Raw genomic sequence first — 26,968 nt, 5'->3', positions numbered from 1 at the left:
GCGATTGAGCCCATAGGCTGATAAAAATGGCAAACGGCATCAAGACACGAAAAATCCTGCTCGTATCGACGGACAGGACCTTCGTGCAGGACACGCGGACCGCATTCGCCGCATCGGAGATCATCCAGCTCTCGGCGGTGGAGAAGAATGTCACCGAGTTGCGTGGCGAGATTCAGGAGGCCGACTTCGGCGCGATCATCGTCGACATGGACGCGGCGAGGCTGGAAGAGGTCGAGTCGCTGCAGCGCATCATGCGCCGGCTGGAGGGCAAGGCGCCTGTGGTCGTGGTCACCCAGGAGTTCAACGCCGCCGCCGTGCGCATCCTGGTGCAGCTCAAGGTCGCGGACTTCCTGGTCAAGCCGATCACCACCGCCGACCTGGTCCGGTCGGTGGTGCGCACTCTGCAAGGGCCGGGGCGGGAGGAAAACACCGAGTCGCAGATCTACACCTTCATGCCGGCCGCCGGCGGCGTCGGCACCACGACGCTGGCCTTGCAGACCGCCTTCCAACTGCATCATTCGGTGACGCGCGGCGCGTCGACCTGCGTGGTCGACCTCAATTTCCAGCAGGGTGCCTGCGCCGAATATCTCGACCTTGAGCCACGTTTCGACATCACCGAGATCGAGAACCAGCCTGAACGCCTCGATCGGCAATTGCTCGACGTGATGCTGTCCAAGCATGCCAGCGGACTTTGCGTGCTGGCGGCGCCGACGCATCCGTCGGAGATGCGTTCGTTCAAGACCGATGTCGTGGTGCGCATGCTGGATCTCGTCTCGGCCTATTTCGACAACGTCGTCATCGACATGCCGCGCACCTGGTTTCCCTGGACGGAGACAGTGCTGCTCGGCTCCAACAAGCTCTATATCGTCGCCGAGATGACGGTGCCGTGCCTGCGCCACACGCAAAGGCTGATCCAGGCGGTGTATGAGACCGCCGGCAAGGAAGTGAAGCCGAACGTCATCGTCAACCGTTTCGAGCAGAAGATGTTCGACAACGGTATCAAGCAGGCCGATGTCCAGGAGATCCTCGGCGAGCATTTCGTCGGCGGCATTTCCAACAATTACCGGCTGGTGCGCGAGGCGGTCGACCGTGGCGTGCCGCTGCACGAGATCGACCCCAATGCCAACGTCGTCAACGATTTGAAGAAGATCATCCTTCCGGAAGAGGCGGCCGCTACTGGCACCAAGTCGAAGTCGCTGTTCGGTCTCGGCAAGGGCTTCTTGAAGAGGAAGGCCGGATGACCAGCCGTTTTTCAACCCTGCAGAACCGTGACGCGCGTCCGCAACGTCCGGCGGACTCAGCGCCGGTCGCGCATCATGCGGTCGTCATCCCGACCAGCCGAAAGGCCTTGCCGACAAAGCCGGATGTCGCCCCGGCCAAGAACGCCAACAAGGTGCTCGATGCGCGCGTGCGCATTCACCGGATGCTGCTCGAAGAAATCAACCTGGTGGCGCTAGAGCGTTTGCCCAAGGAGGAGATGCGCCGGCAGGTGCATGATTTCGTCTCCGAAAAGACCCGCCAGGAGCGGATGGCGATCAACACGGTCGAACTCGAGGCGCTGGTCGACGATATCGTCGACGAAATGGTCGGCCTTGGTCCGCTCGAGCCGTTGCTCAAGGATCCGGACATCAACGACATCCTGATCAACGGCCACCAGAACTGCTTCATCGAAAAGAAAGGCAAGCTGCAGCAGATCCACATCCCGTTCAAGGATGAGGCCCATCTGCTTAGAATCGTCAACAAGATCGTCGCCGCGGTCGGCCGCCGCGTCGACGAATCGCAGCCGATGGTCGATGCTCGCATGCTGGATGGCTCGCGCTTCAACGCGGCCATCCGTCCGGTGGCCGTCGACGGGCCGCTGGTATCGATCCGCAAGTTCTCCAAGAACAAGCTCGGCCTGCACAGGCTGGTCGAATTCGGCGCCATCACCCAGAACATGGCCGAGGTGCTGGCGGCGGCGGTCCACGCCCGCAAGACGACGATCATCTCGGGCGGCACCGGCACCGGCAAGACGACTATGCTCAACGCGCTGTCGGCCTTCATTCCCGAGGACGAGCGGCTGATCACCATCGAGGACGCGGCCGAATTGCAGCTGCAGCAGCCGCATGTCGCGCGCATGGAGACGCGCCCCGCCAACATAGAGGGCCATGGCGAACTGAAGCAGCGCGACCTCGTCAAGAACGCGCTGCGCATGCGCCCCGACCGCGTCATCCTCGGCGAGTGCCGCGGCGAGGAGGCCTTCGACATGCTGCAGGCGATGAACACCGGCCATGAAGGGTCGATGGCGACCATCCACGCCAACACGCCGCGCGATGCCATTTCGCGTCTCGAGCAGATGTTGGGCATGACCGGCATGCCGATGACGGTGCAGTCGATCCGAAGCCAGATTTCCAGCGCCATCGACATCATCGTCCAGCTGACCCGGCTTTCCGACGGCAAGCGAAAGGTGACGAGCGTCGCCGAGGTGACCGGCATGGAGGGCGACGTCATCCAGATGCAGGAGATATTCCGCTTCGTGCGCACCGGGATGGATGCCGACGGCGGCATTCTGGGCTATTTCGAGGCGACTGGCATCCGGCCGCGCTTCCTCGAGGATCTGCGCGCCATGGGCATCGAGTTTCCCGGACGCTATTTCGAACCCGGCCGGCCGCAGGAGTAAGCGAGGTGTTCGACGGGCTGAGCGCGATCTATGTCGTCTATGCCGGAGCAGCGCTTACCGGCATCATGATCGCCGAGGCCTGCTATCTCCTCTACGCCGGCCGCAGCGACAAGCGCACGGCCATCAATCGGCGCATGAAGCTGCAGGAAAACAAGATCAGCCAGGAGCAGGTGCTGATCCAGTTGCGCAAGGAGCGTGGCCTCGATGCGGGCACCTCGCTGTTCTCGCCCGACCGGTTCCGCGCGCTGCGCACGCAGTCGGGCATGATCATGCCGCTGTCGAAATTCCTGATGATCACTTCCGGCGTGGCGATGGCCATGACGCTGGTTGCCCTCTGGTATGGCCTGCCGCTGCTGATGGGGCTTCTGCTGTTCGTCGTGCTGCTGCCGCTGGTCCCGGTGATGGTGATGCGCTTCAAGCGCAAGCGCCGGCTCAAGCGTTTCGGCGTGCAACTGCCCGAGGCACTGGAACTGATCACGCGCGGCCTCAAGGCCGGTCACCCCGTGCCGGTGGCCATCGCCATGGTGTCGCGTGAGATGCCCGATCCGATCGGCACCGAATTCGGTGTCGTCGCCGATGAGGTGACCTATGGTTCCGATCTGGTTTCGGCTTTGAATTCGCTGTTCGACAGGGTCGGCCATGAGGATCTGCCGCTGTTCATCACAGCCGTCTCGATCCAGTCCAGTTCGGGCGGCAATCTGCGCGAGATCCTCGACGGTCTGGCGTTGACGATCCGCGAGCGCGGCAAGCTGCGCCGCAAGGTGCGCGCCATCTCGACCGAAGGCCGCATGTCGGCCTACATCCTCACGGCGATACCGGCGCTGCTGTTCGCCGCCATCATGGCGCTGATGCCGGGCTTCTACCGCGATGTCTGGGACGAACCGAAAACCTGGTACATGATCGGCGGGTCGGTGACCTGGCTTATGCTGGGCAATCTGATGATGTTCAAAATGTCGAATTTCAGGTTCTGACATGCAGGGCTTCATCGAGTTCCTCGCCTCGCTTGCACCGACCTCGTTGATGCCGGTGGCAGTCCTGCTTCTGGCCCTGGGCAGCGTCGCGGTGGCCTGGCCAATGGTGACGGCGAAGGGTGACCGCAACGAAGTGAAGCGGCGGCTCAAGCTCGACCATGGCGCGGTGACGGTGAAACCCGCGCCGCTGCAGAAGAGGAACACGAACGCGGTGCGCGAGAAGGCGGTGAAGCGGGCGCAGGAATTCTACGCCAAGAGCGATCCGGAAAACGTCGCCCGGCTGCGCATGAAGCTGATCCAGGCGGGCTATATGGAGCCGCGCGCCGTCGGCACGTTCTTCATCATCCGCTTTTCCGCGCTGATCGGTTGCGCGATCGGTGCTTTTGTTCTCAACCGCTGGCTGGCCAGTGCCGAAGCGACGATGACCAGCCGTTGGGCCTTCGTCATCCTGTCGGGCGTGGCCGGCTATTTCCTGCCCGGTCTGGTGCTGACGCAGAAGGTAAGGGAAAAAATGCGCGAATACCGCAACGGCTTTCCCGACTTCATGGATCTGATGATCGTCTGCTCCGATGCCGGCATGAGCATGGAGGCCGGCATCGAGCGCGTTTCCAAGGAACTCGCCAAGACCTATCCGGCGCTCAGCCAGAATTTGCAGCTGGTGTCGCTGGAATTGCGAGCCGGGCGCAGCCTCGACGACGCGCTGAAGGCGCTCGCCGAACGCCTCAGCCTGGACGAGGTTCGTTCTTTCGCCACGCTGTTGCAGCAGTCGAAGGAGCTCGGCACCAGCCTGTCGGGCGCGCTGCGCGTCTTCTCCGACGAAATGCGCCACAAGCGCATGTCGCTGGCCGAGGAGAAGGCGCACGCTCTGCCGGCCAAGATGTCGATACCGGTGACGGTGTGCATCCTGCCGGTGGTGCTGATGATCGCGATCATTCCGATCATCGTCAAAATGACGACCGGCGGCTTTCATTGATATTAATCTGCAGGTCGTCGAAGTCCGCAGCGGCAAATGAGAGTCGACAAATTTAGATCAGGGGCTGACAACGTCATCGTGCCCGAGCGCTGCCCTGCGACGTGAGAATCCTATGCGAATGCTGTTTCTTGCCCTCGCTTTCGCCGCTGCCAGCCTATCGCCCGTCCGGGCCGCGGCCGACGATTGCGGCGATGTTGGCGTGCTTCTGCAGCAGGCTTATCCCAAGATACAGCAAAGCGCCGACGGCCGCTCGTTCACGCTCGAACCTCATACCAGCATAGCGTTGCCGGGGCCGCAGGACGGCACGCAGGGCCTGGTCTGCAAGATCTGGCCCGCCCATGACGATCTGCTGCTGGTCGCGGTGCCGTTGATCGACAGCGCCCAGTCCGGCGACGGCCAGCATTCTGGCGATATTGAGCTTCTGGTCGTCGACAGGACGACGCTGCAGGTGCGCCAGCGCCTGCTTCAGCCCGGCTTGATGAGCGACGATGCTGTCGCCATCCGCAAGATCGAACTCGACACCGGCCGCTATGGGCTGGCGCCCGGTGTCACCGCTTTTGGCCTGCGCATCGAGATGGCGAACCATTCGCAGCCCAATCCGTTCAGCGAAACCGACCTGCGGCTCTATGCCGTCGCCGGCGATGTCCTGAACCTGGTGCTCGATGGTCTTCTCGCTGCCGAGAATGGCGGCGAAAGCGACACCAATTGCGCGGGATCCTTTCATTCCAGCCAAGTCAACCTGTCGATGGGGCCGACGATCCATCGCGGCTACCACGACATCATCGCGGTCGAGCGGAAGGACACGGATGAGCCATTGCCTGACAAGGATGGCGAATGCCAGTCGCATCCCGGCAAGTCCGTGAGCCGGACCTACCGGCTGCGCTATGACGGCAGCCGCTATCCGGTGCCGCGCGCACTCAACGCGCTCGACCCGCCATGAGAGCGCCGCTCGCGTCTTTTTAATTGGCGGTATTTTTGAAACCAAATCTTAGCTGCATTTCGGCACCGAAGCTTAATCGCTGTGCCGTAGTGTCTTGCATGAAGAACGACCCGGCAAATCGGGCGACGGGGCAGGGCATGCGTCAGACAAGATTTACGGCGGCGGCCGCGATGGTGGCCGTCCTGATGATTACCGGGTGCACGACGAACACCAACGTCGACACGACCAAGACCACGGCCATTCCGCCTGCGGCAAAGAACGTCGACACGTCCGATCTGGCGCAAGGCAAGGCGCAGTTTCGCGACGCCAACTATGGTCTCGCCGAACAGCATTTCCGCAAGGCCGTCGAGCTGAAGGCCGACAATGCGGAGGCCTGGATGGGACTGGCCGCCTCCTATGACGAGCTTGGCCGCTTCGACTTCGCCGACCGCGCCTATGGCCAGCTCTTGAAGGTCGCCGGGCGCAAGCCGCAGATCGTCAACAATATGGGCTATTCGCAGTTGCTGCGTGGCAACAAGAAGAAGGCCAGGGCGCTGCTGCTCGAGGCGAAGGCCGGCATGGCCGATCCCACTGTCGTCAACGCCAATCTAGCGTTGCTGAACAAAGGCTGATGCGCCTTTGATCCTCGCGCCGGGCTACAGGTGCGGTTTCGGGACAGGTGGTGGCGACGCTTTGTAAACCCTAACCGCAGCCTGGGTCGAAAGATCGGCTGAAAACCATGTCCGAGGGCTGCCGCTGACCTAGAATGCGGCGCAACCGCCGACGCTCGAGAGGCCCCCGCCCGATATGCTGGATTTCAGTTCGCTCCTGCTCGCGGCCGCGCTGTCGGGCACCTGCCTCGCCGTTACCATGTTTGCTATCTGGCTCACCGCGCCGCGGGCACGTTTCGTGCTGACCGTGGCGTGCGGCATTCTCGTGCTGGTGGCGCATGTGGTCCTGTTCTGGCGATACACCAAGGAGCCCGATCCGCTGCTTTGCCAGATCGCGCTGGCGCTGCTCAGCCTGGGCTTCCTGATCATCTGTATTTCGGCCATGCAGTATCTCGGCGTGCCGGATTACAGGCGGGCGGTCCTGCCGACACTTGCCGCCATGGCGGTCTGCGCGGCGGTCACCTTCGGCGGCCTGGACGGTGTCGGCTTTGTCGTCACCTACGCGACGGCCACCGTGCTACTTGCGGCGATCGGGGTCATGTTCTGGATCAATGGCAGCCACGACCGCCGGATCCTGCTGGTGGTCTCGTTCCTGAGCGGCACCTGCGCGGTGTCTTTTGCCCTTTGCGCCGTGGTTCTGATCGCAAAGTGGCAATGGACGCTCGGGGCGGCGCCCGACAATTGGGCCGAACGTCTGAATTCCGTCGTGGCCGTGGCCTGCATGACTGGTCTCGGCGCCCTGACGCTCTCGCTTCACCATCTGCAGGCGCAGATCGAGCTGAAGGCCGAGACGATGACCGATCCTTTGACCGGGCTGATGAACCGTCGCGGGTTGACGTCACTCCACGGCGAGCGGTCCTTCGGTCCGTTCACGGCGGTCGTCATGTTCGACCTCGATCACTTCAAGCGGACGAACGACATTTATGGTCACCCGGTCGGAGACCAGGTCCTGTGCCGCTTCGCCGCCGTCATCCGGAAATATGCCAGAACCGGAGTCGACGCCTTCCGCCTGGGCGGCGAGGAGTTTGCCATCGTCATGTCGCGGATGACGGAAGAGCGCGCCCATGATCTCGCCAGCAAGATCGGCGTTGCCTTCGGCACCGAGGTCGTCGCCACCCCGCTCGGTCCGTTGCGCAGCACGGTCAGTGGCGGCATTGGCTTTGGCGGCGCCGACGGCCGCAGCCTCGACGAGGTGCTGGCCGATGCGGACGCCGCGCTCTACGCGGCCAAGCGCGCCGGCCGCAATTGTGTCATCAGCCGCAAGAGGATGAGCAAGGCCGAGCCGGTCGAGCCGGCCTTGCGCTCCGCGTAGGCTGAGAGACTGCTATTCCGCTGCACCGAGATAATCCGAGAGCGGCGGGCAGGAGCAGACCAGGTTGCGGTCGCCGGCGACATTGTCGATGCGCGACACTGGCGGCCAATACTTGGCCGCGGTGTCGGCGTCGCCGGCGGGATAGGCCGCTTCTAGGCGCGAGTATGGATGGGTCCAAGGTCCGGCTAGGGCCTCGGCGGCGGTGTGCGGCGCGTTGACCAGCGGATTGTCGGCCAGCGGCCACTCGCCCTTCGCCACCTTGGCTGCCTCGCCCGCGATCGCGATCATCGCCTCGCAGAAGCGGTCGAGCTCGCGCTTGGGTTCGGATTCGGTCGGCTCGACCATCAGCGTACCGGCGACCGGAAACGACATGGTCGGCGCGTGGAAACCGTAATCGATCAGGCGCTTGGCGATGTCGTCGACGCTGATGCCGGCGCTCTCCTTGAGCACACGCGTGTCGAGGATGCATTCATGCGCGATGCGATCGTGCCGCCCCTTGTAGAGCAGCGGGAAGTGCGGCGCGAGCCGTGTCGCCACATAGTTGGCCGAGATGATGGCGGTCTCCGTTGCTTGCTTCAGCCCGGCGGCGCCCATCATGCGGATATACATCCAGGTGATCGGCAGGATGGAGGCGCTGCCGAACGGCGCTGCCGACACGGCATGCGCCGAGCCTTCGGTGACATGGCCCGGCAGATGGGGTTTGAGGTGCGCCCTGACGCCGATCGGGCCGATGCCGGGGCCGCCGCCGCCATGCGGGATGCAGAAGGTCTTGTGCAGGTTCATATGGCAGACATCGGCGCCGATATCCGCGGGCCGGGCGAGCGCGACCAGGGCGTTGAGATTGGCGCCGTCGAAATAGACCTGGCCGCCATGCTCATGGATGAGGGCGCAGAGGTGGCGGGCGCCTTCCTCGTAGACGCCGTGCGTCGAGGGGTAGGTGAACATCAGTGCCGCGAGGTCTTTGGAATGCTCGTTGGCCTTGGCCCGCATGTCCTCCATGTCGATGTTGCCGTCCTCAAGGCAGCGCACGACGACGACGCTCATGCCGGCCATCGCCGCGCTTGCCGGGTTGGTGCCATGCGCGGAGGAGGGGATCAGGCAGATAGTGCGATGGCCTTCGCCGCGCGAGCGGTGATAGGCGCGGATGGCGAGCAGGCCGGCATATTCGCCCTGGCTGCCGGCATTGGGCTGCAGGCTGACTGCGTCAAAGCCGGTGATTTCCGACAGCCAGCCCTCGAGTTCGCCGATCATGGCGCGGTAGCCGGCCGAATGGCTGGCCGGTGCGAAGGGATGCAGATTGGCGATGCTTGGCCAGCTCACCGGCATCATTTCGGCCGCCGCGTTGAGCTTCATGGTGCAGGATCCCAACGGGATCATCGAGCGGTCGAGCGCCAGGTCCTTGTCGGCCAGCCGGCGCAACAGGCGCATCATGTCGGTTTCCGACCTGTTCTCATGGAAGACCGGCTGGGTGAGAAACTCTTTTCCCCGCGGCTTGCCGGGTACCGTGCTGTCGGCCGAGGCAGCGGCCTTGGCGCCGAACAGGGAAGCGATCGCATCGAGATCGGCGTCGGTCGAGGTCTCGTCGAAGGCGATGCCGACATGGTCGGCGTCGAGGACGCGCAGCAGCCGTCCGCTCTTTTCGGCAGCTTCGGCGATCCGCGTCGCCTTGCCCTTCACCGCCACCGTCACCGTGTCGAAGCGGCTGGCGCCAAGCACCGAAAGCCCAGCGGCCTCGAGGCCGCTTGCCAAGCGGTTGGCCAGCGCGTGGATACGCCCGGCGATCGCCTGCAGCCCGGCGGGCCCGTGCCAGATGGCGTAGGCTGTCGCCATGTTGGCGAGCAGCGCCTGCGCGGTGCAGATGTTGGAGGTCGCCTTGTCGCGGCGGATATGCTGTTCGCGCGTCTGCAAGGCCAAGCGGTAGCCGGGCCGCCCCTTGCTGTCGGTCGACTGGCCGACCAGGCGGCCGGGCATCAGCCGGGTCAATTTGTCTGAGACGGCGCAATAGGCGGCATGCGGGCCGCCAAAGCCCATCGGCACGCCAAAGCGCTGCATGGGGCCGACAGCGATGTCGGCGCCGAGTTTTGCCGGTGCATCGGTCAGCGTCAGACCAAGCGGATCAGCGATGAAGACGACGATTGCACCGGTGGCGCGGGCCTTGTCGATCGCGGCCTTGTGGTCGCCGTAGACGCCAAAGGTGTCGGGCCAGGAGACGAGCAGCGCAGCCGTATTGTCGTCGATCGTCTCGCCATCGATCTCGATGCCGAGCGGTTCGGCGCGGGTGCGCACGACATCCAGCGTCTGCGGGTGCGGCGTGCCCGCGAACGCCACCTTGGTGCGCTTGTCGCGGTGGTGGCGAAGCGCGATGCCGACAGCTTCCGCCACGGCGGTCGCCTCGTCGAGCAGCGAGGCCGATGCCACCGGCAGGCCGGTCAGTTCGGTGACCAGCGTCTGGAAATTGAACAGCATTTCCAGCCGGCCCTGGCTGATCTCGGCCTGATAGGGGGTATAGGCCGTATACCAGGCCGGATTCTCGAACAGATTGCGCTGGATGACCGGCGGTACATGGACCCCGTGATAGCCGGCGCCGATGAAGCTCTTCAGCACGATATTCCCGGCCATCGTCGCCGACAATTCGGCCAACGCTTCGGCTTCGCTGGCCGGCGCGGGCAAGGTCAGCGGCAAGTCGAGCCGAATTGATTGGGGTACGGCCTGACTGATCAGCGTCTCGACGGAGGGAACGCCGATAACGGCAAGCATGGCTCTGACATCGTTGACGCCAGGACCGATATGGCGGGCCGAGAAGGGGGTAAGTGCTGCGCTCATCTTTTTGAAATCCTGCTATCAGGCGATATGGGCTTTGTAGGCGGCCTCATCCATGAGGCCGGCGAGCTGGCCTTCGTCGGCAAGCTTCATCTTCCACAGCCAGCCGGCGCCGGTGGCGGCCGAATTGACCAGCGACGGGTCGGACGACAGCGTGCTGTTAGCCTCGGTGATCTCGCCATCGACCGGCGCGTAGACATCCGAGGCCGCCTTGACGGATTCGACCACGACGGCGGTATCGCCCTTGGTCAGCTTCTTTCCCGTCTCTGGCAGTTCGACGAAGACCAAGTCGCCGAGCTGTTCCTGCGCGTAGTCGGTGATGCCGACGGTGGCGATGCCGCCTTCGACGCGGAGCCATTCGTGATCCGATGTGAAATAGGTCGTTGCCATGGAATTCATCCTTTGCGGTAGCGATGAGGGGTGAAGGGCAGGGAACTGATATCGACGGGGATCCTGGCGCCGCGCACATCGGCGAAAATCCGTGTACCGGGCTTTGCCAGCGCCGCGGCGACATAGCCCATGGCCACCGGATGGCCGGCCGAGGGGCCGAAGCCGCCCGATGTGACGTGGCCGGCAGGATTGCCGTCGGCGTCGAACAGCGCGGCACCGGCGCGCACCGGCTGGCGGCCTTCCGGCTTCAGCCCGACACGCTTTTGCGCCGGGCCGCGTTCGACGGCGGCGCGCAGGGCGTCGGCGCCGATGAAGGTGCCGGAAGCGCGGACATCCCTGGGGATCGCCCACATCAGCGCGGCGGCGGCCGGGTCGGTCTCCGGCGTGAGGTCCTGACCATGCAGGCAAAGCCCCGCTTCCAGCCGCAGGCTGTCGCGCGCGGCGAGGCCGATCCAGAGCACACGCTCGTCTTCGCGCAGTTTCGCCACCAGATCCCGTGCGTCCGCCTCCGGCAGGCCGATCTCGAAACCGTCCTCGCCGGTATAGCCAGAACGGCTCATGAACCAGTTTTTCCGCGGCTCGGCGCCGCGCATGAACAGCAGCGAACCGGTCTCGATGCCGGCGCGGGAAAGGGCGGCCCAGGCTTCAGGCCCCTGGATGGCCAGGAAGACGCGGTCGAGCGGCTCGACCTTCACATCGAAATCAGCGGCCAGCGCGCGCAGATGCTTTTCGTCGGCGATGGCGTTGCCGGCATTGGCGACGACGATGAAGCGGTCGTCGCCAAGTCGGGTGACGATCAGATCGTCGAGAATGCCGCCTGCCTCATTCAGGAGGAACGTCAGCTTGGACTGCGAAATCCCGAGCGCGCCGGCATCCAGTGGGCAAGCAAGGTTGAGCAGGGGAAGCGCACCCGGCCCGCTGACCTCGAACAGTTTCATGTGCGAGATGTCGAACAGGCCGGCATGTTCGCGGGTATGCAGATGCTCCTTCATGACGCCGGCCGGATAGGTCAGCGGCATCGACCAGCCGGCAAAGGCGCCGAAGCGCGCACCGGCGGCTGCGTGGATATCTTCAAGGGGAAGGTGTTTTGAGTCGTCGCCCGTCATGTCGTCTCCAGAGTCGCACGCAATCGGCCGCGAATGGCGACCAGTCCGTGCCCCTCTGTCTGAAGCCTGAGAGACTCGCGCAGCCGGAACTCTGTCAGCGGCGCTTACACCTTCGGCGCGGGGGCAAGCCCCGACTTTCCAGAGTGTCTTTCCCGTCCACGGTTCTTTTGCCTGAGAGATTTCGGGCGATTTCCCCTTCGGCGGCAGCTCGCGCTGCTCTCTCCCGCAAACAGGTAGGACTCAAACCATGAGCCCTCGACGCGCCATCCATAGCCCGTCGACGACACCTTGTCACCTCCCAGCGACATCAAAGGTGCAGTGATATTCAGGTGAATCTCAACACACCTAAAGCGCGGCTCGCCGACAAGCCTTCGCTAACCAAGCCGTTTGCCGGTTTTTCAAGACACTCCTGATATGGGAGGCCCATGTAACGCTTTGGGGCGGATCGGGGACGGAAGATGGGCGAATTGATCATGAGCGCGCCGGTGGCGGGGCTGACTTCGAAGAACCGCATCGCTTCGGAGGATGTGGTGATGCTGCGCCGCGACGTATTCGCCGATGGCGTGGTGACGCGCGGCGAGGCCGAGGCACTGTTCGCGCTCGACCAGACGGCGCGGGACAAATGCACGGATTGGGCGCCGTTCTTCGTCGAGGCGGTGACCGACTACATCGTCCATCAGGAAAAGCCGTCCGGCTACATCTCGCAGGACAATGCCGACTGGCTGATCCGCACCATCTCGCGGGACGGCATGGTCGACAGCCGCACCGAACTTGAATTGCTAGTCCATGTGCTGGAAGGGGCGAGATCCTCGCCGAGCCGGCTTTGCGTCTACGCGCTGGAGCAGGTGGCCTACGCCGTCATCGACGGCAAGGGGCCGCTGATGCTGGGCGGTGCGTTGGTGCCGGGACTGATCGCAAAGGCGGAGGTCGAACTGCTGCGACGCATCCTCCATGCCCATGGCGGCGACGGCAACATCGCCGTCACCCGTGGCGAGGCCGAGGTGCTGTTCAGGATCAATGAACAGACGGCGCACGCCAAGAACGACCCTTCCTGGAACGATCTGTTCGTCAAGGCGATCGCCAATTTCGTCATGTGCTCCGCCGGCTATGAGGCTCCGACCCGCGATGTGGCGCTGCGCCAGGAAAACTTCCTCGACCACGCCGATCCGGAAATCGGCGGCTTCTTCAGCCGCATGGTCTCGGGTGGCCTTGCCGGCATCATCGAGGCCTATCGCTCGCCTGGCGACATCGAAGCCGAATGGGAGGCCAGGAACAGGGCGGCCGAAGCACTCGCCCGCCGTGCCGAGACGATCGATGCCGGCGAAGCCAAATGGCTGGTCGGACATATCGGCGTGGACAGGCCTCTCTACGAGAACGAGTGCGCGCTGCTGACGCTGATCAAGCACGCGTCGCCGGAGATTCACCCGGCGCTGAAGCCGCTGCTGGACAAGGTGGCCTAAGGCAAGGCATCCGCCGCGATCGTTTTGCGCAGAATAATGTTGGAATGGCCCTCGGGCCAATCCGCGAGCTCAGCGACGCGCTCGAAGCCGGCCTTTTCGTATAGGCGCGGCGCCTGAAAGTCGTGTGTCGAGACCCATATCCACCGAACGCCGCGACCGGCGGCCTCAGCGACAAAAGCATCGAGCAACTGCCTTGCGTGGCCTCGACCTCGATAGGCTTCGTCAACCCACATCAATTTAAGTTCAGACGTGCCTGCCCACGAATGTCCAGCTGCTATACCAATCGCTCGTCCTGCGTCGTCACGAACTACAAAAGCTAATCCTTTGTCATCGCCGCGGCCTGTGAGGCGCCGGTTCTCGCTATGCAGTTGGTCCTCCAAGGCACCCAGTTCGGTGGGCGACAGGTCGTGCTCAGCCTCTATTCGAGAGGGCATCAAATCCCTCCATACCAGTCATAGCCATTGTCTTCCCAATAGCCGCCGCGGCCGCCGCCGACATTGGCGAAACCGTCGACCAATTCGATCTTGTAGAGGTATTTCGGCATCTTGTAGCCGAGCTGGCGTTCGACGCGGACACGCAGCGGTGCACCGTTCTCGACTGGCAACGGCTTGCCGTTGAGACCGTAGGCGAGGATGGTCTGCGGGTGGCGGGCGTCGATCAGGTCAATGGTGCCGTAGTATTTGATGTCGCCCGACAGACTGCGGTCGATCGTGTCCAGGCAGTGAAACATGACATAGCGCGCCTGCGGCTTGACCACGGCTTGGTCGAGCAGCAGCGACAGCGGTGTGCCGGTCCATTTGGCGATGCAGCTCCAGCCCTCGACGCAATCGTGGCGGGTGATCTGCGTGCGGCTCGGCATGTTCTGCAACTGCTCGCGGGTCAGCGACAGCGGCTTTTCGACCAGGCCCGAAACTTCCAATCGCCAGTCGGCGAAATTGTTGGCGAGCAGGCCCTTGTAGGTGTCGTCGTCGGGAGAGGTGACGCCGTTCGGCCGCTGTGGCTGGCGGATATCGGCTTCGGTGAATTCCGGCGCCAGCGCATCGCGGCCGGCAAGCAGCCGTTGCGCGCGATAGGTCAGGCCATTGGCGTTTTCGAGGAAGCTGCGCAGGCCGCTGCCGATGCTCAACTGGCTGTCGAAAGCGTCGCAGCCCGAGAGCATCATGCCGGAGGCACCGAGGCTGGCGGCGGTCAGGAATTTTCTGCGGCTGATTTGGAACTTCGTCATGTCAGGCCTCGCTCGTCTTGTCGTCATGCGCCGTGGGGTCGGTGCGGTACCAGCCGGTGATGATGGAGCGCAGTTCGTTGATCGGGCCGGCTGCCAGGATCATCAGGATGTGGATGATGAAGAAGCCGACGAGCAGCAGCATGACAGTGAAATGGATGGTGCGCGCCGTCTGCCGGCCGCCAAGCAATTCGTTGAGGAACGGCAGCACCGAATTCATGCTCGGCGACATCGCAAGGCCGGTGATGATCATCAGCGGCAACAGCACGAACAGCACTCCGCCATAAGCCATCTTCTGGAGCGTGTTGTATTCGCGCGTGTGGTGGAATTTCAGCTTCGCATGGTCGACGATGTCCTGCGGCAGCCGTTTGAGGTCGTCGAGGCGCGGTGCGAGATCGCGCCTGATATGGCCGTTGATCAGGCTGGCGACCAGCCAGACGAGCAAGGTCGTCGTCAGGATCCACGCGAAGAAGAAATGAATGACGCGGGCGGTGCCGAGATCATAATAGGACGGTATGGTCGCCCAGGACGGAAAGCCGCGCGCCGTTTCGTTGCCGGCCGGGCCTGACCAGCCGAGCACGCCCGTCGTGTCGAAGCGGTGTCCGAAGATTTCGGTGAAGCCGCGTGGACCGGCGCTTGTGTTCTCGGCGCCTATCTCGAGGATCGTGTTGTGGTAGCCGAAACCGGATTGCTTGCCGATGTAGAGTTGGGGACGGGCATTGAAGATCTGCAGGCCGGAAAGCAGCATGAAGAACAACGAGATGGCCCATAGCCAATGCGTCAGCCGTGTCCAGCGCGACTGCCGGTAGATCAGCGGCCTCTCTGTTGATGCGGGAACGCCCGGACCGGTGGCGGATTGGCTTCTGGCAATCGATTCCATCTTGTCTCGTCTCCCCGGCCCCGCGACGTGGCCTATGCGTCCATTGTCCTCCTGATACGTCGCGATCCAAACCGATGTTTCATCCGATCACGGATTTATTACGGGCCGCCCAGGCTGACGGCGAGATTGACGGCGGCGGCGACGATGACAGTGTTGAAGAAGAACGACAGGATCGAATGGACAAGTACCACACAACGCATATGCGTGGTCGAGATGTTGGTGTCGGCGGTCTGTGCCGTCATGCCGATAACGGCCGAGAAGTAGAGGAAATCCCAGCCTTCCGGCCTCTTGTCGCCGGGAAACAGCAGTCCGCCGACCGGGATATTCTTCTTGGTCTTGGTGTCGACCTCGTCGCCGTCCATCCAGTAGACATGGGCATAGTGGAGCGCCGCCATGGCGTGGATAGTGAACCAGCCGAGCGGGATCGACAGCAATGCGAAGCCGAGTCCGACGAGATCGCCTCTGTCCTTCTGATTGATCAGCAAGAACAAGGAGACAACGGCGACGATGACGACGACGAGCGTCACGGCGAAGATCACCAGCACCGGCATGTCGGTGGCGCGCGCATTCTTGCTCAGATACTTGCCAGTCAATTTCGGCATCTGGCCGACGACGAGAGTGACGTAAGCGGCGAAAAATGCGTTGGCGCCGATCGAGTAGGCGAGCGGGGCGTGCAGCAGCAACGCCACAAGCAGCGCAAATGCTCCGAAACACGCCGACATTGCGAACAGCATGTGGCGCTGCATGGGGGTCTGGATCGGGGGGTCGGCGGCCATGGCGGTCTCCACCTGGATGGCGCTTTGTTGCTAGCCCGGTGTGGCGGATTTCAGCGCTCGCCGCAAGATACGGTCGAGTTCGCCGAGGAACCGGGAACGGTCCTGCGGCGCGAAGGAAGCATTGTAGCCCTTGCTCTCGCCGGTCTCGCGCAGATGCTGCTTGAGGTCGCGCATGGCCACCGCCATGCCGATGGTTTCGGGGGTGAACGGGCGCCCGGTCGGGCCGAGCACATGCGCGCCGAGCGCAACGGCGCGGGCGGCAAGCGGAATATCCGCCGTGATCACGATATCGTTGGATTTGGCATTCTCGACGATCCAGTCGTCGGCGGCGTCAGCGCCCTTGGAGACGACGACATTGCGGATCATCGGATCGCGCGATGGCCGCAGGCCGCCGTTGGAGACGTAGGTGACGACCACGCCAAGGCGTTCGGCGACTTTCTCCACTTCGGCTTTGACCGGGCAGGCATCGGCGTCGACGTAGATGGCGGGTGCGGGCATTGTCTCTCCGAAACGGGCAGGGGCCGGAACGTGTCCGGCCCCTGCCTGAAATCTCACAATGTTCAGGCCGGCAAAGCGCCGGACCTCTTTGCCGTCCAGGTGGCGATGTAATCCATCAGGCCGGGGTTGAGGCAGTCATAGGGCTCCAGCCCGATCGTCTTCAACCGCGCCCGGATGCCGTCCATCCGCTTCGGATCGACGCCGGATTCGATGATCGACGAGACGAAGGCGGTGAAGCCCGGCGGCGACCAGCCATCCTCGACGAAGCGTTCGGGATGGATGAAGGACAGGCCCTTGAACGCATGGTCGCGTTCGACCGGACCGTGCATGTGGACGCCGCAGCCGGTGCAGGCATGGCGCTGGATCAGCGCTGAGGGGTCGACCACTTTGAGCTTGTCGCCGTTCTCGGTGACGGTGACGTCGCCGGTACCGGCAACGGCAACCACCGAGAATACCGCGCCTTCCGGCTTCCAGCATTTGGTGCAGCCGCAGGCGTGGTTGTGGGCGATCTGTCCCTTGACCTTCACCTTGACCGGCTTGCTGGTGCAAGCGCAGACCAGCGTGCCGCCGGCAAAGCTCGCGCTCTCCTTCGGCAGGCCATTGTCGATTTTCGGATGCAGTTTCTCCGCCATTCTTTTCTCCTCCCAGTTGTGAACCACAGTGGTCGCAGGCCGGTCGGTCGGCGGCGTGTGGCTTTGCTTCAGTAAACGACGACGCTTCGGATCGACTTGCCCTCATGCATGAGGTCGAACCCCTTGTTGATGTCTTCCAGCTTCAGCAAATGGGTGATCATCGGATCGATCTGGATCTTGCCGTCCATGTACCAGTCCACGATTCTTGGCACGTCGGTGCGGCCGCGCGCGCCGCCAAAGGCGGTACCCATCCAGGTGCGTCCGGTGACCAGCTGGAACGGTCTGGTCGAGATTTCCTGGCCGGCGCCGGCGACGCCGATGATAACCGACTTGCCCCAGCCGCGATGCGAGGCTTCCAGCGCCTGGCGCATCACCTTGGTGTTGCCGGTGCAGTCGAACGTGTAGTCGGCGCCGCCGATCTGGTCGGCGCCACGCTTGGTCATGTTGACGAGGTGAGGTACGATGTCGCCGTCGATCTCCTTCGGATTGACGAAGTGCGTCATGCCGAAACGCTCGCCCCAGGCCTTCTTGTCGTTGTTCAGATCGACGCCGATGATCATGTCGGCGCCGGCCAGCTTCAGGCCCTGGATGACATTCAAGCCGATGCCGCCGAGGCCGAAGACGACAGCGGTCGCGCCTTGTTCGACCTTGGCGGTGTTGATGACGGCGCCGATGCCGGTGGTGACGCCGCAGCCGATGTAGCAGATCTTGTCGAAGGGAGCGTCGGGGTTGACCTTGGCCACCGCGATCTCAGGCAGCACGGTGAAGTTCGAGAAGGTCGAGCAGCCCATATAGTGGAAGATCTTGTCCTTGCCGATCGAGAAGCGCGACGAGCCGTCGGGCATCAACCCTTGCCCTTGCGTGGCGCGAATGGCGGTGCACAGATTGGTCTTCCTGGACAGGCAGGACGGGCACTGGCGGCATTCCGGCGTATAGAGCGGAATGACGTGGTCGCCCTTCTTGACCGAGGTGACGCCCTTGCCGACATCGACGACGACGCCGGCACCCTCATGGCCAAGGATGGCCGGAAACAGGCCTTCCGGATCGGCGCCCGAGAGCGTGAACTCATCGGTGTGGCAGATGCCGGTCGCCTTGATCTCGACCAGCACTTCGCCCTCGCGCGGACCGTCGAGGTCGACCTCCATGATCTCCAACGGCTTTCCGGCGGCGACAGCGACAGCGGCGCGGGTTTTCATCAGGCGGTTCCTCCCAAAGGCAATCGACATAATCTGTTTTGATGTGGCCGGCTTGTCGAGCCTGCCCGGCGAAGCGAATGTCCGCCAGCCCTCCGCAGTGAGCCCATGCCACCTTATAGACTTCCTTGTTGGCGTCCAACTTCCCTTGCGACGTTTTTCGGCGCTGTCGCCGTATGCCGCTTGCAACCGCTCGGCCACTTGAGGCGCACCGGAATTGTCCATAGAACTGGACCACTTCGCCGGAGGAACGACATCCGAATGTTCAAGAAGATCCTGATCGCCAACCGTGGCGAGATCGCCTGTCGCGTCATCAAGACGGCGCGCAAGATGGGGATTGCGACGGTCGCCGTCTATTCCGACGCCGATCGCGATGCCGTGCATGTCGAGATGGCCGACGAGGCGGTGCATGTCGGCCCGTCGCCCGCGGCACAGAGTTATTTGCTGCCTGAGAAGATCATCGCCGCCTGCAAGGAAACCGGAGCTCAGGCCGTGCATCCCGGCTATGGCTTTCTATCGGAGCGCGCCGCATTCTGCGAGGCGCTGGAAGGGGAAGGCATCGTCTTCATCGGCCCGAAGCCCAAGGCGATCAAGGCGATGGGCGACAAGATCGAATCGAAGAAATTCGCCAACGCCGCCAAGGTTTCGACGGTGCCCGGCTGGCTCGGCGTGATCGAGAATGCCGACCATGCTGAAAAGATCGCCGGCGAGATCGGCTATCCCGTGATGATCAAGGCGTCGGCCGGCGGCGGCGGCAAGGGCATGCGCATCGCCTGGAACCAATCGGAAGTGCGCGACGGTTTCGACCGGGCGCGTTCGGAGGCCAAGAGTTCGTTCGGCGACGACCGGGTTTTCATCGAAAAGTTCGTCGTCGATCCGCGTCATATCGAGATCCAGGTGCTGGCTGACGCGCATGGCAACGCGCTCTATCTCGGCGAGCGCGAATGCTCGATCCAGCGCCGCAACCAGAAGGTAGCGGAAGAAGCGCCGTCGCCGTTTCTCGATGCCAAGACGCGCAAGGCGATGGGCGAGCAGTCGGTGGCGCTGGCCCGGGCTGTCGACTATCAGAGCGCCGGCACGGTGGAATTCATCGTCGACAAGGACAAAAACTTCTATTTCCTCGAAATGAATACCCGATTGCAGGTCGAGCACCCGGTGACGGAGCTTGTTACAGGCATTGATCTGGTCGAACAGATGATCCGCGTCGCCGCCGGCGAAAAACTTGGCCTGAAGCAAAGCGACATCACGCTGAATGGCTGGGCGGTCGAAAGCCGGCTCTACGCCGAGGATCCCTATCGCAATTTCCTGCCGTCGATCGGCCGGCTGACGCGCTACCGGCCACCGGAGGAGGGGCAATTCGGCGATGTCGTCATCCGCAACGACACCGGCGTCACCGAGGGCTCGGAGATTTCGATGTTCTACGACCCGATGCTGGCCAAGCTGTGCACCTGGGCACCGACTCGGCTCGAGGCAATCAATGCCATGTCGGAAGCGCTCGACAGTTTTGTGGTCGATGGCATCGAGCACAATATCCCGTTCCTGGCTGCCCTGATGCAGCACCCGCGCTGGCGGGAAGGGGCCATATCGACGGGATTCATCGCCGAGGAATACCCCGACGGCTTTGCGCCTGTCGTACCAAACGTCCAAGAAAAAGCCGTGTTGGCCTCGATCGCCACCTCCGTGGAACTGCTGCGTCGCGACCGGCTCGACCGGCTGGGCGGCCGCCTGGCGCCACATTCGGGAGCGCTCAAGCGCGACTGGGTGGTGAAGATCGGCGAGGAGTATCTCCAGGCCTCCATCCTCGAAGGCATGATTTCCATTCCGATGGAGATCGACCTGTCGATCGATGGCGGCAAGGCGCTGACCGTTTCTTCCGATTGGCGGCCCGGCGACCTGATCTGGCGCGGCACGGTCGGCAAGCGCTCTGTTGTCGCCCAAATCCGGCCAGTCGCCAACGGTCTTCGCGTCGCCTGGAAGGGCATGTCGGTGACCGCCCGCGCCATGCTGCCGCGCACCGCCGAGCTCGAGCGCCTGATGCCGGAGAAGGTGGTGCCGGACACGTCGAAACTGCTGCTTTGCCCGATGCCCGGCCTCGTCGTGTCGATCGCCGTTGCCGAGGGCCAGGAGGTCAAGGCCGGCGAAACGCTTGCCGTCGTCGAGGCGATGAAGATGGAAAACGTGCTTCGCGCCGAACGCGATCTCGTCGTGTCGAAGCTCAACGCCAAGCCGGGCGACAGTCTTGCGGTGGACGCCGTGATCATGGAATTCGCCTGAGCAGGCTGGAAGCCTGTGGTAAGTAGCCGTTTGTGCTGGACTGGTATCGCCCGGTCCCGGACAATACATCTGCATCGACTCAAAGCCCTTAGGCAGCGCGAGAAACCATGGCGGATGACAGACTTCCACGCGATCCCCTGAAGCGCGAAGCCGCGATCGCGGCGGCGCGTCCGGAGGTGCCGGCGCGGCCGTTCGTGCATCTGCGCGTGCATTCGGCCTATTCTCTGCTCGAGGGGGCCCTCCAGCTCGGCAAGATCGTCGGCCACGCCGTGAAGGACGAGGCACCGGCCATCGCCGTCACCGACACCAACAATCTGTTCGGTGCCTTGGAGTTCGCGCAGAAGGCGGTCAAGGACGGCATCCAGCCGATCATCGGCTGTCAGATCGCGCTCGCCTTTTCCGGTGAAAACAGCGACGGCCAACGCGACCGCCGGCGGCAAGGGCCTGAGATGCGGCCGGTCGTGCTGATCGCGGCAACAGAAACCGGCTATTCCAACCTGGTCCGGCTGGTCAGCGGCGTCTATCTGGAAACACCGCCGGGCGAGGCGGTGCACCTGACCACCGAGACGCTGAATGGACAGACCGATGGGTTGATCTGCCTCAGCGGCGGACCACGCGGGCCGATCGGCAACGCCTTGAAGGAGGATCGCCGCGATCTGGCCGAGGCGCGGCTATTGACGCTCAAAGCACTGTTCGGCGACCGGCTCTATGTCGAGTTGGACCGGGTCGCGGGCTATGACCGGGTCGTCGAACATCAGACGATCGATCTCGCCTACGCGCACGAACTGCCGTTGGTCGCCACCAACGAGGCGTTTTTTTCCTCGCGCGACGATTACGAGGCGCATGACGCGCTGATCGCCATTGCCGAGGGCTCCGTCGTCGCCGTCGACACCCGCCGCCGATTGTCGCCGGACAATTTCCTGCGCAGCCAGGCCGATATGGCAAAGCTGTTCGCCGACCTGCCGGAAGCGATCGACAACACCGTCGAGATCGCTTTGCGCTGCTCCTACTATCCAAAGAACCGCAGCCCGATCCTGCCGCGTTTCACCGGCGGCGATGCCTCCGACAAGGACGCGGCGGAAAAGGCCGAGGCCGCCGAACTCGCCCGCCAGGCGCGCGAGGGGCTCGACGCTCGGCTTGCACTCCACGGACCGACGCCTGGCTACACGGTCGAGCAATATCGCGAGCGGCTCGAATTCGAGCTCGGCATCATCGAGAAGATGAAATTCCCGGGCTACTTCCTGATCGTTGCCGACTTCATCAAATGGGCCAAGGCACAAGGCATTCCGGTCGGGCCGGGCCGTGGTTCGGGCGCCGGATCGCTTGTCGCCTATTCGACAACCATCACCGATATCGATCCGCTGCGCTTCTCGCTGCTGTTCGAGCGCTTCCTCAATCCCGACCGCGTCTCGATGCCTGACTTCGACATCGACTTCTGCCAGGATCGCCGTGAAGAGGTGATCCGCTACGTCCAGCAGAAATACGGCCGCGACCAGGTCGGCCAGATCATCACCTTCGGTACGCTGCAGGCTCGCGCCGTGCTGCGTGACGTCGGCCGCGTTCTGCAGATGCCCTACGGCCAGGTCGACAAGCTCTCGAAAATGGTGCCGCAGAACCCGGCCAATCCGGTGAAGCTCGCCGATGCCATCGCCAACGAACCGCGCTTTGCCGAGGAGGCCGAGAAGGAGCCGATCGTCCAGACGCTGCTCGACATGGCGCAGAAGCTGGAAGGCCTTTACCGCCACGCCTCGACGCACGCCGCCGGCATCGTCATCGGCGACCGGCCGCTTTCGGAACTGGTGCCGATGTACCGCGATCCGCGCTCGGACATGCCGGTCACCCAGTTCAACATGAAATATGTCGAGCAGGCTGGGCTGGTGAAGTTCGACTTCCTCGGCCTGAAGACGCTGACCGTTCTGGAGACGGCGGTGAAGCTGATCCGCCGGCGAGGCATCGACATCGATCTGGCAACGATCCCGCTCGACGATCCAGACACTTACGCCATGCTGTCGCGCGGCGAAGTGGTCGGCGTGTTCCAGGTGGAAAGTGCCGGCATGCGCAAGGCGCTGATTGGCATGCGGCCCGACTGCATCGAGGACATCATCGCGCTGGTCGCGCTCTACCGGCCGGGCCCGATGGAGAACATCCCGACCTACAACGCCAGAAAGCATGGCGAGGAGGAGATGGCCTCGATCCATCCCAAGATCGACCATCTGGTGAAGGAGACGCAGGGCGTAATCGTCTACCAGGAACAGGTGATGCAGATCGCGCAGGAACTGTCCGGCTATTCGCTCGGCGAAGCCGACCTTCTGCGCCGCGCCATGGGCAAGAAGATCCGCGCTGAGATGGACAAGCAGCGCGAGCGGTTCGTTACCGGTGCGGTGGAGCGTGGCGTCAGCAAGCCGCAAGCCGACTTTATTTTCGACCTGCTGGCCAAGTTCGCCGACTATGGTTTCAACAAATCGCACGCCGCAGCCTACGCCGTCGTCTCCTACCAGACCGCCTATCTCAAGGCGCATTATCCGGTCGAGTTCCTCGCCGCCTCGATGACGCTCGACATGGGCAACACCGACAAGCTCGCCGACTTCCGGCAGGACGCGCTACGCCTCGGCATCGAGGTTCTGGCGCCGTCGGTGATGACCAGTTTTCGGCCTTTCGAGGTCGGTGAGAACCGCATCTATTATTCGATGGCCGCGCTCAAGGGAGTCGGCGACGCGGCGGTCGAGCATATCGTTGCGGTACGGGGCGAAAAGCCGTTCAAGAACCTTGCCGATTTCTGCGAGCGGGTCGATCCCAAGATCGTCGGCAAGCGTGTCTTCGAAAGCCTGATCATGGCTGGCGCGCTTGACTGTTTCGGCCACGACCGCGCCCAGATGATGGCCGGCGTCGAACGGATGATGGGGCTGGCATCGCTGGCCCAGCAGAACGCGGTTTCCGGCCAGGCCGACATTTTCGGCGCCTCGCTCGGCGCACAGTCGCAGGCGCTCAACCTGCCGGTGACAGATACTTGGCTCGCCGCGGACCGGCTGCACCGCGAATTCCAGGTCGTCGGCTTCTACCTCTCTGCCCATCCGCTCGACGAATACAAGGCGGCCCTGCAGAAGATGCGCGTGCAGAACTGGGGCGAATTCTCGGCCGCCGTCAAACGCGGCGCTTCCGCCGGCCGCCTTGCCGGCACGGTGACCAGCAAGCAGGAGCGCAAGACGCGCACCGGCAACAAGATGGGCGTTGTGGCCTTTTCCGACACGTCCGGCCAGTACGAGGCGGTGCTGTTTTCGGAAGCATTGGCCCAGTACCGTGACCTCCTGGAGGCCGGCCGCTCCGTCGTCATCACGGTCGCGGCGGAGGACAGGCCCGAGGGCGTCAATTTGCGCATCAATTCCGTGCAGTCGCTGGAAGACGAGGCAAGCCGCATCCAGAAGGCGCTGCGCATCTTCGTCAGGAACGAGGGGCCTGCCTCGATGATCCAAGCCCAGCTCACCCAGCGCGGCGAAAGCCAAGTGAGCATTATCGTGATCAAGGAAGAGGCGCAGGGCGAGGTCGAGATCGCCTTGCAGGGTGGCTTCCGCGTCTCGCCGCAGATCGCCTCGGCGATGCGCGCAGTGCCCGGCGTGGTCGAAGTGGAATTGGTGTGATCGCCGCCCTTGGCAGGTTCCGGCGTCTGTGTCCCATGTCATCGCGATCGGCATGAAGGTCGCGCGGAAGGGCGCACCGCAGGGCAGGTCCGCAGTGGCGCGGGTGCGTGACAAGTTGCGCCGGCTCTACCACGGGCGCACGCCTGCGGCCTTTCGGTTTCAGGTTGTGGCAATCGTCATCGATCTGGCCATCATCGCTTTCTTCATCGCGACACCGGTGATCCAGCAATCGCCTTCGTTCCTGTGGCTGGACTATGCGGTGGCGGTTCTCGTCGGAGCCGATCTCTTTGCCAGGCTGCTGGCCTCCAATGACATGCTGCGCCTGATGAAGCAGCCGACCTCCTGGGTGGATGTCTTCATCCTGTTGACGCTGCTGATGCCAACGGCGCTCGCCAATCTCGGCTTTTTGCGCATCCTGCGGCTATGGTCGCTGTCGCGCAGCGGTTCGATCTGGCGGCATTTCGAGATGCGTGGCCTCAGGCCCTGGCGCGAGGCGAGCCATGCGGTCATCAACCTTTTGACGTTCCTCTTCGTCATTACCGGCTTCGTCTACACGTTCTTCTTCCGCAACGGCGCCGGGCTGGAAAACTATGTCGACGCGCTTTACGTCACCGTCGCCACGGTGACGACGACCGGCTTCGGCGACATCGTGCTGCCTGGCATCGCCGGCAAGCTGACGGCGATCGTCACCATGATCATTGGCATATCGCTGTTCGTCAGGCTGGCGCAGGCGATCTTCAGGCCGGCCAAGGTGTTCTTCCCTTGTCCGCAATGCGGGCTGCAGCGGCATGAGCCGGATGCGGTGCACTGCAAGGCCTGCGGGCACGTTCTCAACATACCGGATGACGGGATCTGACCGTTACGATGCAGCCACTTCAGCTGGCTGTACCGGCTTGCGCTGCAGGTTGAGCAGGTTGCCCATCAGGATGAGCAGCGCGCCGCCGGCGGTGAAGGCATCGATCTGCTCCTGATAAAGCAGCCAACCGACCAGCGCCGACAGAGGCACCCGCAGGAAATCCATCGGCGAAATGACCGTCGCGTCGGCATAGGTGAGCGCGCGGGCCATGCAGAAATGCGACGACATGCCGGTGAAGGCGATCAGCACGATCCATGGCCAGAGCTCCAGCGGTGGATCGCGCCATTCATAAAGGGCTGGAACGAGGCCGACCACCGACTGGATGATCAGCATCCAGAAGATGATGCGCACGACGCTGTCCGTACGCGTCAGCGATTTGACCAGGACCACCGAAATGCCGAAGCAGACCGCGGCGCCCAGCACGATCACATGTCCCGGATCGACCGAACCGACGCCCGGGCGTACGATGACGACGACGCCGATCAGGCCAAGCACGACGGCCGCCAGTTTCGGCCGGCTCAGCCTTTCGCCGAGAAACGTCACCGCCAGGATCGCTGTCCAGATCGGCGTCGTGAACTCGATCGAAATCAACACGGCCAGTGGAATCAAGGTGAGCGCGTAGAGCCATGCGGCCTGCCCCGTATAGTGGATGACGTTACGGGCGATATGGGCGAGGGGACGCTGCGTGCGCATCGCCGCAAAGCCGCCGCTCTTCAGCACCAGCGGCAAGAGGATGAAGAAGCCGATCACCGAGCGCAGTTCCAGCACCTGGAAGACATTGAGCTCGGCCGTGGTGGCGCGGCCGGCGACCGACATCGCCAGGAACGACGCGATCGACAGCGCCATCCAGAAGGCTGCCTTGGGAATAGAGGGGGTAGGTGCCATGGTCTTTATCTCGCAGGCCGAAGCTTTTGCCGCAATTGCTAGCTCATGTATTCTTCTGGGCCAGTTGTGGCGACGGCGTTACGAAACAGTCACGTTGCTGGCGGAACCTGATACGGCAAGAGGCGTTGAGTCCCGCTATTCAGCCGTGCTTCGCAGGGCGTCTTGCATTCCAGCACCGACAAGGAGACTTCGATGAGATCATTTGCGCCATTTGCGCTTGCAGGCTGTTTATTGGTCGCGGCGGGCTCGGCACATGCCGACGAGACCAGGTTCCTGCAGTCGTTCAAGGGCAATTTCGCCGGCAAGGGCACTGTCCAGGTAACCACGGATGTGCCGAACGTCAGCGTGTCTTGCAGCTTCAAGTCGAACGCGACCTCAACCTCGCTCTCGCTGGATGGCAACTGCCGCGGTCTCGTGCTGGTGACGCGGGCCATCAGCGCCAACTTGAAGGTCACTGGTGCGAAATACAGCGGCGTCTATGTGGGATCACGCACCGGTCCGGCGCAGCTCAACGGCAGCCGGTCGGGCAATGCCATCAACCTCGGCATACGCTGGGCGAAGGATGTCAACGGCGATCGGAAGGCGCGGATGACGGTCGAGAAGAGAGGCGAGAACGGCATCCGGCTGACGGTCATCGACACCGATCCGAAGACCGGTAAGAACGTGGTGACGAGCAGGATCGATCTGACGCGGACCTGACGGATGTGTCGATATTCAGTGAGGCCGACCTGCGAACGATGGTTTCCTGCGCGTCCGGTGCTCACGTAATTCAAATACGCTCCGCTCCGGTTCTCGAAAACCATCATTCTCGATTCGGCCTGACCTGAATCTCAACA

Annotated in this window: 23 protein-coding genes and 1 riboswitch; of the genes, 12 read left to right on the top strand and 11 right to left on the bottom strand. The window is 63.2% G+C overall.

The window, feature by feature from the left end; all coding sequences use genetic code 11:
* The first annotated feature begins 26 nt into the window (after positions 1-26).
* From A3AU_RS0106495 to A3AU_RS0106465, 7 genes are all read left to right on the top strand, one after another.
* The gene (locus A3AU_RS0106495; protein WP_027052071.1) at positions 27-1,241 is read left to right on the top strand and encodes a CpaE/TadZ family protein; all 1,215 of its coding nucleotides are present in this window, start codon (positions 27-29) and stop codon (positions 1,239-1,241) included.
* Positions 1,238-2,659: a TadA family conjugal transfer-associated ATPase gene (locus A3AU_RS0106490; protein WP_027052070.1), complete on the top strand. Its 1,422-nt coding sequence runs from the start codon at positions 1,238-1,240 to the stop codon at positions 2,657-2,659. Before A3AU_RS0106495 ends, A3AU_RS0106490 begins: the two co-directional genes overlap by 4 nt.
* Positions 2,660-2,664: 5 nt before the next feature.
* Positions 2,665-3,630, top strand: coding sequence for a type II secretion system F family protein (locus A3AU_RS0106485; protein WP_027052069.1), 966 nt, complete (start codon positions 2,665-2,667; stop codon positions 3,628-3,630).
* A gap of 1 nt (position 3,631) precedes the next feature.
* Positions 3,632-4,603: a type II secretion system F family protein gene (locus A3AU_RS0106480; protein WP_027052068.1), complete on the top strand. Its 972-nt coding sequence runs from the start codon at positions 3,632-3,634 to the stop codon at positions 4,601-4,603.
* 118 nt (positions 4,604-4,721) lie between these two features.
* Positions 4,722-5,543: a PA3715 family protein gene (locus A3AU_RS0106475; protein WP_245235423.1), complete on the top strand. Its 822-nt coding sequence runs from the start codon at positions 4,722-4,724 to the stop codon at positions 5,541-5,543.
* A gap of 137 nt (positions 5,544-5,680) precedes the next feature.
* Positions 5,681-6,154, top strand: a complete 474-nt coding sequence (locus A3AU_RS0106470; RefSeq protein ID WP_027052066.1) for a hypothetical protein — start codon at positions 5,681-5,683, stop codon at positions 6,152-6,154.
* Between the two features lie 175 nt (positions 6,155-6,329).
* Positions 6,330-7,505, top strand: a complete 1,176-nt coding sequence (locus A3AU_RS0106465; RefSeq protein ID WP_027052065.1) for a GGDEF domain-containing protein — start codon at positions 6,330-6,332, stop codon at positions 7,503-7,505.
* Positions 7,506-7,517: 12 nt separating this feature from the next.
* Here the strand turns inward: A3AU_RS0106465 and gcvP are convergent, their stop codons facing one another.
* Genes gcvP through gcvT form a run of 3 tightly spaced genes read right to left on the bottom strand, consistent with a single transcriptional unit; the run spans position 7,518 to position 11,821 of the window.
* Positions 7,518-10,328, bottom strand: coding sequence for an aminomethyl-transferring glycine dehydrogenase (gene gcvP, locus A3AU_RS0106460; RefSeq protein WP_027052064.1), 2,811 nt, complete (start codon positions 10,326-10,328; stop codon positions 7,518-7,520).
* An 18-nt stretch (positions 10,329-10,346) separates the two neighbouring features.
* Complete coding sequence (gene gcvH / locus A3AU_RS0106455; RefSeq protein ID WP_027052063.1) at positions 10,347-10,715, bottom strand: glycine cleavage system protein GcvH; 369 nt, start codon at positions 10,713-10,715, stop codon at positions 10,347-10,349.
* A 5-nt stretch (positions 10,716-10,720) separates the two neighbouring features.
* On the bottom strand, positions 10,721-11,821 hold the full coding sequence (gene gcvT, locus A3AU_RS0106450; protein WP_027052062.1) for a glycine cleavage system aminomethyltransferase GcvT: 1,101 nt from the start codon (positions 11,819-11,821) through the stop codon (positions 10,721-10,723).
* A 149-nt stretch (positions 11,822-11,970) separates the two neighbouring features.
* Positions 11,971-12,057, bottom strand: a riboswitch (glycine riboswitch).
* Between the two features lie 222 nt (positions 12,058-12,279).
* Between gcvT and A3AU_RS0106445 the strand changes: the two genes are divergently transcribed.
* Entirely contained in the window at positions 12,280-13,281 is a 1,002-nt protein-coding gene (locus A3AU_RS0106445) for a hypothetical protein (RefSeq protein WP_027052061.1), read from the top strand.
* On the opposite strand, the gene A3AU_RS0106440 is transcribed toward A3AU_RS0106445, so the two are convergent.
* The 7 genes from A3AU_RS0106440 to A3AU_RS0106410 form a co-directional block, all read right to left on the bottom strand.
* On the bottom strand, positions 13,278-13,715 hold the full coding sequence (locus A3AU_RS0106440) for a GNAT family N-acetyltransferase (protein ID WP_027052060.1): 438 nt from the start codon (positions 13,713-13,715) through the stop codon (positions 13,278-13,280). The genes A3AU_RS0106445 and A3AU_RS0106440 overlap by 4 nt on opposite strands.
* On the bottom strand, positions 13,715-14,506 hold the full coding sequence (locus A3AU_RS0106435) for a molybdopterin-binding protein (protein ID WP_027052059.1): 792 nt from the start codon (positions 14,504-14,506) through the stop codon (positions 13,715-13,717). Before A3AU_RS0106435 ends, A3AU_RS0106440 begins: the two co-directional genes overlap by 1 nt.
* Before the next feature lies 1 nt (position 14,507).
* A complete protein-coding gene (locus tag A3AU_RS0106430; protein WP_032916894.1) occupies positions 14,508-15,383 on the bottom strand; it encodes a cytochrome b/b6 domain-containing protein in 876 nt (291 codons plus the stop codon).
* Positions 15,384-15,481: 98 nt separating this feature from the next.
* A complete protein-coding gene (locus A3AU_RS0106425) occupies positions 15,482-16,159 on the bottom strand; it encodes a DUF1345 domain-containing protein (protein ID WP_027052057.1) in 678 nt (225 codons plus the stop codon).
* A gap of 30 nt (positions 16,160-16,189) precedes the next feature.
* Complete coding sequence (locus tag A3AU_RS0106420; protein WP_019858415.1) at positions 16,190-16,657, bottom strand: YaiI/YqxD family protein; 468 nt, start codon at positions 16,655-16,657, stop codon at positions 16,190-16,192.
* Between the two features lie 62 nt (positions 16,658-16,719).
* Positions 16,720-17,289, bottom strand: a complete 570-nt coding sequence (gene gfa, locus A3AU_RS0106415) for an S-(hydroxymethyl)glutathione synthase (protein ID WP_027052056.1) — start codon at positions 17,287-17,289, stop codon at positions 16,720-16,722.
* A 68-nt stretch (positions 17,290-17,357) separates the two neighbouring features.
* Positions 17,358-18,485: an S-(hydroxymethyl)glutathione dehydrogenase/class III alcohol dehydrogenase gene (locus A3AU_RS0106410; protein WP_027052055.1), complete on the bottom strand. Its 1,128-nt coding sequence runs from the start codon at positions 18,483-18,485 to the stop codon at positions 17,358-17,360.
* Positions 18,486-18,743: 258 nt separating this feature from the next.
* Between A3AU_RS0106410 and A3AU_RS0106405 the strand changes: the two genes are divergently transcribed.
* The 3 genes from A3AU_RS0106405 (at position 18,744) to A3AU_RS0106395 (ending at position 25,247) form a co-directional block, all read left to right on the top strand.
* A complete protein-coding gene (locus A3AU_RS0106405) occupies positions 18,744-20,756 on the top strand; it encodes an acetyl-CoA carboxylase biotin carboxylase subunit (protein WP_027052054.1) in 2,013 nt (670 codons plus the stop codon).
* Between the two features lie 107 nt (positions 20,757-20,863).
* Positions 20,864-24,391, top strand: a complete 3,528-nt coding sequence (gene dnaE, locus A3AU_RS0106400; RefSeq protein ID WP_027052053.1) for a DNA polymerase III subunit alpha — start codon at positions 20,864-20,866, stop codon at positions 24,389-24,391.
* 52 nt (positions 24,392-24,443) lie between these two features.
* Positions 24,444-25,247: an ion channel gene (locus A3AU_RS0106395; RefSeq protein ID WP_027052052.1), complete on the top strand. Its 804-nt coding sequence runs from the start codon at positions 24,444-24,446 to the stop codon at positions 25,245-25,247.
* Positions 25,248-25,250: 3 nt separating this feature from the next.
* Here the strand turns inward: A3AU_RS0106395 and A3AU_RS0106390 are convergent, their stop codons facing one another.
* Positions 25,251-26,132 (bottom strand): DMT family transporter, encoded by an 882-nt coding sequence (locus A3AU_RS0106390; protein WP_027052051.1) that lies wholly within the window; start codon positions 26,130-26,132, stop codon positions 25,251-25,253.
* A gap of 192 nt (positions 26,133-26,324) precedes the next feature.
* Between A3AU_RS0106390 and A3AU_RS0106385 the strand changes: the two genes are divergently transcribed.
* A complete protein-coding gene (locus A3AU_RS0106385; protein WP_027052050.1) occupies positions 26,325-26,831 on the top strand; it encodes a hypothetical protein in 507 nt (168 codons plus the stop codon).
* The last annotated feature ends 137 nt before the right edge of the window (positions 26,832-26,968 follow it).

It is taken from the genome of Mesorhizobium erdmanii USDA 3471, from assembly GCF_000472705.1.
GTDB classification, from domain to species: Bacteria; Pseudomonadota; Alphaproteobacteria; order Rhizobiales; family Rhizobiaceae; genus Mesorhizobium; species Mesorhizobium erdmanii.
The sequence above is the reverse complement of the archived record's forward strand: the minus strand, read 5'-3'. Positions and strand labels throughout refer to the sequence as shown.

Coding starts and splice junctions, on each gene's coding strand:
- dnaE (WP_027052053.1), top strand. CDS start 20,864: ATGGCGGATGACAGACTTCCACGCGATCCCCTGAAGCGCGAAGCCGCG.
- A3AU_RS0106410 (WP_027052055.1), bottom strand. CDS start 18,485: ATGAAAACCCGCGCCGCTGTCGCTGTCGCCGCCGGAAAGCCGTTGGAG.
- A3AU_RS0106495 (WP_027052071.1), top strand. CDS start 27: ATGGCAAACGGCATCAAGACACGAAAAATCCTGCTCGTATCGACGGAC.
- A3AU_RS0106425 (WP_027052057.1), bottom strand. CDS start 16,159: ATGGCCGCCGACCCCCCGATCCAGACCCCCATGCAGCGCCACATGCTG.
- gfa (WP_027052056.1), bottom strand. CDS start 17,289: ATGGCGGAGAAACTGCATCCGAAAATCGACAATGGCCTGCCGAAGGAG.
- A3AU_RS0106420 (WP_019858415.1), bottom strand. CDS start 16,657: ATGCCCGCACCCGCCATCTACGTCGACGCCGATGCCTGCCCGGTCAAA.
- A3AU_RS0106475 (WP_245235423.1), top strand. CDS start 4,722: ATGCTGTTTCTTGCCCTCGCTTTCGCCGCTGCCAGCCTATCGCCCGTC.
- A3AU_RS0106490 (WP_027052070.1), top strand. CDS start 1,238: ATGACCAGCCGTTTTTCAACCCTGCAGAACCGTGACGCGCGTCCGCAA.
- gcvP (WP_027052064.1), bottom strand. CDS start 10,328: ATGAGCGCAGCACTTACCCCCTTCTCGGCCCGCCATATCGGTCCTGGC.
- A3AU_RS0106445 (WP_027052061.1), top strand. CDS start 12,280: ATGGGCGAATTGATCATGAGCGCGCCGGTGGCGGGGCTGACTTCGAAG.
- A3AU_RS0106440 (WP_027052060.1), bottom strand. CDS start 13,715: ATGCCCTCTCGAATAGAGGCTGAGCACGACCTGTCGCCCACCGAACTG.
- A3AU_RS0106470 (WP_027052066.1), top strand. CDS start 5,681: ATGCGTCAGACAAGATTTACGGCGGCGGCCGCGATGGTGGCCGTCCTG.
- A3AU_RS0106385 (WP_027052050.1), top strand. CDS start 26,325: ATGAGATCATTTGCGCCATTTGCGCTTGCAGGCTGTTTATTGGTCGCG.
- A3AU_RS0106405 (WP_027052054.1), top strand. CDS start 18,744: ATGTTCAAGAAGATCCTGATCGCCAACCGTGGCGAGATCGCCTGTCGC.
- A3AU_RS0106395 (WP_027052052.1), top strand. CDS start 24,444: ATGAAGGTCGCGCGGAAGGGCGCACCGCAGGGCAGGTCCGCAGTGGCG.
- A3AU_RS0106430 (WP_032916894.1), bottom strand. CDS start 15,383: ATGGAATCGATTGCCAGAAGCCAATCCGCCACCGGTCCGGGCGTTCCC.
- gcvH (WP_027052063.1), bottom strand. CDS start 10,715: ATGGCAACGACCTATTTCACATCGGATCACGAATGGCTCCGCGTCGAA.
- gcvT (WP_027052062.1), bottom strand. CDS start 11,821: ATGACGGGCGACGACTCAAAACACCTTCCCCTTGAAGATATCCACGCA.
- A3AU_RS0106465 (WP_027052065.1), top strand. CDS start 6,330: ATGCTGGATTTCAGTTCGCTCCTGCTCGCGGCCGCGCTGTCGGGCACC.
- A3AU_RS0106390 (WP_027052051.1), bottom strand. CDS start 26,132: ATGGCACCTACCCCCTCTATTCCCAAGGCAGCCTTCTGGATGGCGCTG.
- A3AU_RS0106480 (WP_027052068.1), top strand. CDS start 3,632: ATGCAGGGCTTCATCGAGTTCCTCGCCTCGCTTGCACCGACCTCGTTG.
- A3AU_RS0106435 (WP_027052059.1), bottom strand. CDS start 14,506: ATGACGAAGTTCCAAATCAGCCGCAGAAAATTCCTGACCGCCGCCAGC.